The 7,500-nt window shown below is 52.7% G+C and carries 4 protein-coding genes, 5 tRNA genes and 2 rRNA genes (1 of these 11 only partly in view); all 11 read left to right on the top strand.

Annotation, left to right across the window (positions count from 1 at the left end; all coding sequences use genetic code 11):
* Window positions 1-28: transfer RNA gene (locus ACTJKT_RS31165), tRNA-Ile, on the top strand; it begins 49 nt to the left of the window's first position.
* A 26-nt stretch (window positions 29-54) separates the two neighbouring features.
* Window positions 55-130 (top strand) — tRNA-Ala (locus ACTJKT_RS31160).
* 250 nt (window positions 131-380) lie between these two features.
* Window positions 381-3,272, top strand: a 23S ribosomal RNA gene (locus tag ACTJKT_RS31155).
* Window positions 3,273-3,418: 146 nt separating this feature from the next.
* A 5S ribosomal RNA gene (gene rrf / locus ACTJKT_RS31150) occupies window positions 3,419-3,534 on the top strand.
* 168 nt (window positions 3,535-3,702) lie between these two features.
* Window positions 3,703-4,662: a bifunctional biotin--[acetyl-CoA-carboxylase] ligase/biotin operon repressor BirA gene (birA, locus tag ACTJKT_RS31145; protein ID WP_440790397.1), complete on the top strand. Its 960-nt coding sequence runs from the start codon at window positions 3,703-3,705 to the stop codon at window positions 4,660-4,662.
* Window positions 4,652-5,401 (top strand): pantothenate kinase, encoded by a 750-nt coding sequence (locus ACTJKT_RS31140; RefSeq protein WP_440790395.1) that lies wholly within the window; start codon window positions 4,652-4,654, stop codon window positions 5,399-5,401. The genes birA and ACTJKT_RS31140 overlap by 11 nt, the downstream gene beginning before the upstream one ends.
* A gap of 7 nt (window positions 5,402-5,408) precedes the next feature.
* Entirely contained in the window at window positions 5,409-5,849 is a 441-nt protein-coding gene (locus ACTJKT_RS31135; RefSeq protein WP_440790393.1) for a hypothetical protein, read from the top strand.
* A gap of 142 nt (window positions 5,850-5,991) precedes the next feature.
* Window positions 5,992-6,076: transfer RNA gene (locus ACTJKT_RS31130), tRNA-Tyr, on the top strand.
* 25 nt (window positions 6,077-6,101) lie between these two features.
* Window positions 6,102-6,175: transfer RNA gene (locus tag ACTJKT_RS31125), tRNA-Gly, on the top strand.
* Window positions 6,176-6,201: 26 nt separating this feature from the next.
* Window positions 6,202-6,277 (top strand) — tRNA-Thr (locus ACTJKT_RS31120).
* An 84-nt stretch (window positions 6,278-6,361) separates the two neighbouring features.
* On the top strand, window positions 6,362-7,500 hold a 1,139-nt coding region (gene tuf / locus ACTJKT_RS31115; RefSeq protein WP_440790353.1), incomplete at its 3' end, for an elongation factor Tu.

Genomic DNA, 7,500 nt, shown 5'->3' with positions numbered 1-7,500 from the left:
GGCAGTTCGAATCTGCCCAGACCCACCAATTACTGGTGCACCCTGTAGCGATACGGGGCCATAGCTCAGCTGGGAGAGCGCCTGCCTTGCACGCAGGAGGTCAGCGGTTCGATCCCGCTTGGCTCCACCATTACAGATTGGTCTCCATCGTTTAAAGCTTAGAAATGAGCATTCCGCCAGAACGGCGATGAATGTTGATTTCTGATCTTTATCAGAATCGTTCTTTAAAAATTTGGGTATGTGATAGAAAGATAGACTGAATGGCACTTTCACTGGTGTTTATTCAGGCTAAGGTAAAATTTGTGAGTTGCTCTCATGAGCATTGCGAATTTTCGGCGAATGTCGTCTTCATAGTATAACCAGATTGCTTGGGGTTATATGGTCAAGTGAAGAAGCGCATACGGTGGATGCCTTGGCAGTCAGAGGCGATGAAAGACGTGGTAGCCTGCGAAAAGCTTCGGGGAGTCGGCAAACAGACTTTGATCCGGAGATGTCTGAATGGGGGAACCCAGCCATCATAAGATGGTTATCTTGTACTGAATACATAGGTGCAAGAGGCGAACCAGGGGAACTGAAACATCTAAGTACCCTGAGGAAAAGAAATCAACCGAGATTCCCTTAGTAGTGGCGAGCGAACGGGGACTAGCCCTTAAGTGGCTTTGAGATTAGCGGAACGCTCTGGAAAGTGCGGCCATAGTGGGTGATAGCCCTGTACGCGAAAATCTCTTAGTCATGAAATCGAGTAGGACGGAGCACGAGAAACTTTGTCTGAATATGGGGGGACCATCCTCCAAGGCTAAATACTACTGACTGACCGATAGTGAACTAGTACCGTGAGGGAAAGGCGAAAAGAACCCCGGAGAGGGGAGTGAAATAGATCCTGAAACCGTATGCGTACAAGCAGTGGGAGCAGACTTTGTTCTGTGACTGCGTACCTTTTGTATAATGGGTCAGCGACTTATATTCAGTGGCGAGCTTAACCGAATAGGGGAGGCGTAGCGAAAGCGAGTCTTAATAGGGCGTTTAGTCGCTGGGTATAGACCCGAAACCGGGCGATCTATCCATGGGCAGGTTGAAGGTTAGGTAACACTGACTGGAGGACCGAACCGACTACCGTTGAAAAGTTAGCGGATGACCTGTGGATCGGAGTGAAAGGCTAATCAAGCTCGGAGATAGCTGGTTCTCCTCGAAAGCTATTTAGGTAGCGCCTCATGTATCACTGTAGGGGGTAGAGCACTGTTTCGGCTAGGGGGTCATCCCGACTTACCAAACCGATGCAAACTCCGAATACCTACAAGTGCCGAGCATGGGAGACACACGGCGGGTGCTAACGTCCGTCGTGAAAAGGGAAACAACCCAGACCGTCAGCTAAGGTCCCAAAGTTATGGTTAAGTGGGAAACGATGTGGGAAGGCTTAGACAGCTAGGAGGTTGGCTTAGAAGCAGCCACCCTTTAAAGAAAGCGTAATAGCTCACTAGTCGAGTCGGCCTGCGCGGAAGATGTAACGGGGCTCAAACCATACACCGAAGCTACGGGTATCACGTAAGTGATGCGGTAGAGGAGCGTTCTGTAAGCCTGTGAAGGTGAGTTGAGAAGCTTGCTGGAGGTATCAGAAGTGCGAATGCTGACATGAGTAACGACAATGGGTGTGAAAAACACCCACGCCGAAAGACCAAGGTTTCCTGCGCAACGTTAATCGACGCAGGGTTAGTCGGTCCCTAAGGCGAGGCTGAAAAGCGTAGTCGATGGAAAACAGGTTAATATTCCTGTACTTCTAGTTATTGCGATGGAGGGACGGAGAAGGCTAGGCCAGCTTGGCGTTGGTTGTCCAAGTTTAAGGTGGTAGGCTGGAATCTTAGGTAAATCCGGGATTCTAAGGCCGAGAGCTGATGACGAGTTACCTTTTAGGTGACGAAGTGGTTGATGCCATGCTTCCAAGAAAAGCTTCTAAGCTTCAGATAACTAGGAACCGTACCCCAAACCGACACAGGTGGTTGGGTAGAGAATACCAAGGCGCTTGAGAGAACTCGGGTGAAGGAACTAGGCAAAATGGCACCGTAACTTCGGGAGAAGGTGCGCCGGTGAGGGTGAAGGACTTGCTCCGTAAGCCCATGCCGGTCGAAGATACCAGGCCGCTGCGACTGTTTATTAAAAACACAGCACTCTGCAAACACGAAAGTGGACGTATAGGGTGTGACGCCTGCCCGGTGCCGGAAGGTTAATTGATGGGGTTAGCTAACGCGAAGCTCTTGATCGAAGCCCCGGTAAACGGCGGCCGTAACTATAACGGTCCTAAGGTAGCGAAATTCCTTGTCGGGTAAGTTCCGACCTGCACGAATGGCGTAACGATGGCGGCGCTGTCTCCACCCGAGACTCAGTGAAATTGAAATCGCTGTGAAGATGCAGTGTATCCGCGGCTAGACGGAAAGACCCCGTGAACCTTTACTATAGCTTTGCACTGGACTTTGAATTTGCTTGTGTAGGATAGGTGGGAGGCTTTGAAGCGTGGACGCCAGTTCGCGTGGAGCCATCCTTGAAATACCACCCTGGCAACTTTGAGGTTCTAACTCAGGTCCGTTATCCGGATCGAGGACAGTGTATGGTGGGTAGTTTGACTGGGGCGGTCTCCTCCTAAAGAGTAACGGAGGAGTACGAAGGTGCGCTCAGACCGGTCGGAAATCGGTCGTAGAGTATAAAGGCAAAAGCGCGCTTGACTGCGAGACAGACACGTCGAGCAGGTACGAAAGTAGGTCTTAGTGATCCGGTGGTTCTGTATGGAAGGGCCATCGCTCAACGGATAAAAGGTACTCCGGGGATAACAGGCTGATACCGCCCAAGAGTTCATATCGACGGCGGTGTTTGGCACCTCGATGTCGGCTCATCACATCCTGGGGCTGAAGCCGGTCCCAAGGGTATGGCTGTTCGCCATTTAAAGTGGTACGCGAGCTGGGTTTAGAACGTCGTGAGACAGTTCGGTCCCTATCTGCCGTGGACGTTTGAGATTTGAGAGGGGCTGCTCCTAGTACGAGAGGACCGGAGTGGACGAACCTCTGGTGTTCCGGTTGTCACGCCAGTGGCATTGCCGGGTAGCTATGTTCGGAAAAGATAACCGCTGAAAGCATCTAAGCGGGAAACTTGCCTCAAGATGAGATCTCACTGGAACCTTGAGTTCCCTAAAGGGCCGTCGAAGACTACGACGTTGATAGGTTGGGTGTGTAAGCGCTGTGAGGCGTTGAGCTAACCAATACTAATTGCCCGTGAGGCTTGACCATATAACACCCAAGCAATTTGCTTAAGAGCGAGTTGCGGTGTGTGAAGACGAAATGAACCGAAAGTTTGCACCGCTCACAAAACACCACAAAGCTATTACATACCCAATTTGCCGAAGCGTCGAAAGACGAGTCGGCACACCGAATTTCTTGACGACCATAGAGCATTGGAACCACCTGATCCCATCCCGAACTCAGAAGTGAAACGATGCATCGCCGATGGTAGTGTGGGGTTTCCCCATGTGAGAGTAGGTCATCGTCAAGATTAAATTCCGAAACCCCAATTGCGAAAGCAGTTGGGGTTTTGTCTTTTGCGCGCAGAAAAACCATTCCGAATTGCAGCCGCTAGCTGCTTGATTGTGTCTGTCACGCTTTCTATGCAACAGCCTTAGGCATGGCTATCATGCCTGCCTCATTGTGAGGCGAGATCTGCATGCTGACATTGTTGGAGCTTCTGAAGGATGGGCGGTTTCACTCGGGCCAGGCCCTTGGTGCTGCCTTGGGTATTAGCCGCAGTGCCGTGTGGAAGCAGTTGCAGCAATTGGAGGCTGATCTGGGGCTCTCCATCCATAAAGTTCGCGGCCGCGGTTATCAACTGGCGGCTCCGCTGACGCTCCTGAGCCCGGCTGATATTTACGAGCAGTCAAAGGATTGCCCTTGGACTGTGCTGGCTTTCGATTCCGTTGACTCTACAAATGCTGAAGCTCTGAGGGCTGTCGAGCGTGGCGTGCCCGCGCCGTTCCTGGTGCTCGCTGAGCGTCAGACGGCGGGGCGTGGTCGGAGAGGGCGCAAATGGGCGAGCCCTTTTGCAGAAAATGTTTATTACAGCCTCGTACTGCGTATTGATGGTGGAATGCGCCAGCTTGAAGGGCTCAGCTTGGTGGTCGGGCTGGCGGTCATGCAAACCTTGCGCGAGTTTGGGATTGCTGATGCGGGCCTGAAGTGGCCAAACGATGTTTTGGTAGGGCGCAAAAAAATCGCCGGCATCCTGTTGGAGTTGGTTGGGGATCCTGCTGATGTCTGTCATGTGGTTCTGGGTGTGGGCATCAACGTCAACATGCAGAAAACCGACGAGGTTGATCAGCAGTGGACTTCTGTGCGGCTTGAGTCCGGCAAGCAGGTTGATCGCAACCAGTTGGTCGCTCGACTGAGCATGATGCTGAAGGCTTACCTGGAGCGCCACCAGGCCCAGGGCTTTTCCTCTATTCAAGAGGAGTGGGAGCAGAATCACTTGTGGCAAGGTAGTGCGGTGTCTCTGATTGCTGGGGTCAATAAAATAGACGGTGTTGTTATGGGCATCGATCAGCAGGGTGCATTGCGATTGAAGGTGGATGGGGTTGAGAAGGTCTACAGCGGTGGTGAGCTCAGCTTGAGGTTGCGCGATGATTCTTGAGCTTGACTGTGGAAACAGCTTCATTAAGTGGCGTGTTCTGGGCAATGCCGCGCTTGGGGTATTTGCTGAGGGTGTGGTTGATTCCGATGACGCTTTGGTGGGGCATCTGCGTACGCTAAGCGGTTTGGTCTTGACCCGCTGCCGCTTGGTCAGCGTGCGCACAGCCGAAGAGACGAACAAGCTTACTTCCATGTTGGTGCAGGCTTTTGGTGTGGCGGTGGTCTGTGCTGCGCCTGCGAAAGAAATGGCCGGCGTACGAAATGGTTATGAGGAGTTCGAGCGACTTGGCCTGGATCGCTGGCTTGCCATGCTGGGGGGATTTCGCCTTGCAGCTGGTGCCTGTCTGGTGCTCGATTTTGGAACGGCCGTTACTGCGGACTTCATTGCGGCGGATGGTGAGCATCTGGGTGGTTTTATCTGTCCAGGGATGCCGTTGATGCGTAATCAGCTGAGGACCCACACTCGTCGAATTCGTTATGACGATTTGTCTGCCGAGCGCGCGCTGGTCAATCTGTTGCCGGGGCGTACGACAGTTGAAGCGGTAGAGCGCGGCTGCTCATTGATGCTGAGAGGGTTTGTGCTGACTCAGCTGGAGCTGGCGCGCGACTATTGGGGGGATGATTTCGTGGTGTTCCTCACTGGTGGTGATGCTGACCTGGTTTCTGGTGTCGTGCCGCAGGGGCGAGTGGTCCCGGATCTGGTTTTTGTTGGATTGGCTATGGCGTGCCCATTGTCCTGAGGTTTTTATGCGTTGGTTGTTCCTGCTGCTCCTGGTTCTCAATGTGTTCTATTACGTCTGGCATCAGCAGGAGGCGCCTTTGCGTGCCAAGGAAGTAACGCCTCTGACGCTTTATAAAGGGTCCCAGCAGGATATTCGCTTGTTGAGTGAGTCGTCTGACGCAGTCGCCAGGCGTGACAAGGAGGGTGATGCTCGCGGTGATTGCCTCTATATAGGCGGTTTTGCTCGTCGTGATCAGGCTCAAATGCTCGAGCAGCGCCTGTCGGCATTGGGTGTGGAGGCTCGGTTGAAGTCTCTGAGTCCGCCCGATGCTTCTGGTTATTGGCTGCGCGTGGCGCCTGAAAGCAAGCATTTGCTGGATGATTCGCTGCTGCAGAATCTTGCTAAAGAATTCAATGAGTTAAAACATAAAATAATGTCATGCGAAGGCATTGCAACTGTCGAATAGTTTGCATAGAATGGCGCCCGCTCCGCAGTGAAGACCTCTAGAGGTAGACGCAGCGAAGCGAGGTCAACGCAGCTAACCTCAGGTTTTTAATGAGAAAATGCTTGACAGAAGGGTGGCATAGTATAGAATGCTGCCTCGCTTAGGAGGGGTTCCCGAGCGGCCAAAGGGATCAGACTGTAAATCTGACGTCTACGACTTCGAAGGTTCGAATCCTTCCCCCTCCACCAGATTTTAGCGTGAGCTGCAAGCTCCGCGGGTATAGTTTAGTGGTAGAACCTCAGCCTTCCAAGCTGATGATGCGGGTTCGATTCCCGCTACCCGCTCCAAGTTTGCAGGTTGTGCAAAGTGTTTCGCTCTTGTAGCTCAGTTGGTAGAGCACACCCTTGGTAAGGGTGAGGTCAGCGGTTCAAATCCGCTCAAGAGCTCCATATAACAAGGCAGATATGAAAATATCTGCCTTTGTTTTAATGGCTTGTGTGACTTGCTCAATTCTTCTCCTAGGGGTGATTTCGATGGCTAAGGAAAAGTTCGAACGTAATAAGCCGCACGTCAACGTTGGTACCATTGGTCACGTTGACCACGGTAAAACCACTCTGACTGCTGCTCTGACTCGCGTCTGCTCCGAGGTTTTCGGTTCGGCTCGTGTTGACTTCGACAAGATCGACAGCGCCCCGGAAGAAAAAGCTCGTGGTATCACCATCAATACTGCGCACGTAGAGTACGACTCGAACATTCGTCACTACGCGCACGTTGACTGCCCAGGTCACGCCGACTACGTCAAAAACATGATCACTGGTGCTGCCCAGATGGACGGCGCGATCCTGGTTTGCTCGGCTGCCGATGGTCCGATGCCACAAACTCGTGAGCACATCCTGCTGTCCCGTCAGGTAGGCGTTCCGTACATCGTTGTCTTCCTGAACAAGGCTGACATGGTTGACGACGCTGAGCTGCTGGAACTGGTTGAGATGGAAGTGCGCGATCTGCTGAGCACTTACGACTTCCCAGGTGATGACACTCCAATCATCATCGGTTCGGCTCTGATGGCTCTGAACGGCCAAGACGACAACGAAATGGGCACTACCGCTGTTAAGAAGCTGGTAGAAACTCTGGACACCTACATCCCAGAGCCAGAGCGTGCTATCGACAAGCCGTTCCTGATGCCTATCGAAGACGTATTCTCGATCTCCGGTCGTGGCACCGTGGTAACTGGTCGTGTTGAGCGTGGTATCGTTCGCATCCAGGAAGAAGTTGAGATCGTTGGTCTGCGCGACACTCAGAAAACCACCTGCACCGGCGTTGAAATGTTCCGCAAGCTGCTCGACGAAGGTCGTGCTGGCGAGAACTGCGGCGTTCTGCTGCGTGGCACCAAGCGTGACGACGTTGAGCGTGGCCAGGTTCTGGTTAAGCCAGGTACCGTTAAGCCGCACACCAAGTTCACCGCTGAAGTGTACGTTCTGAGCAAAGAAGAAGGCGGCCGTCATACTCCGTTCTTCAAAGGCTACCGTCCACAGTTCTACTTCCGTACTACTGACGTGACTGGTAACTGCGAGCTGCCAGAAGGCGTTGAAATGGTAATGCCAGGTGACAACATCCAGATGACTGTCACTCTGATCAAAACCATCGCGATGGAAGATGGTCTGCGTTTCGCTAT

This window comes from Pseudomonas sp. 22526, from assembly GCF_052044735.1.
Lineage (GTDB): Bacteria > Pseudomonadota > Gammaproteobacteria > Pseudomonadales > Pseudomonadaceae > Aquipseudomonas > Aquipseudomonas piscium.
Note: the sequence above shows the minus strand (reverse complement) of the source record. Positions and strands in the feature narration are given on the sequence as shown.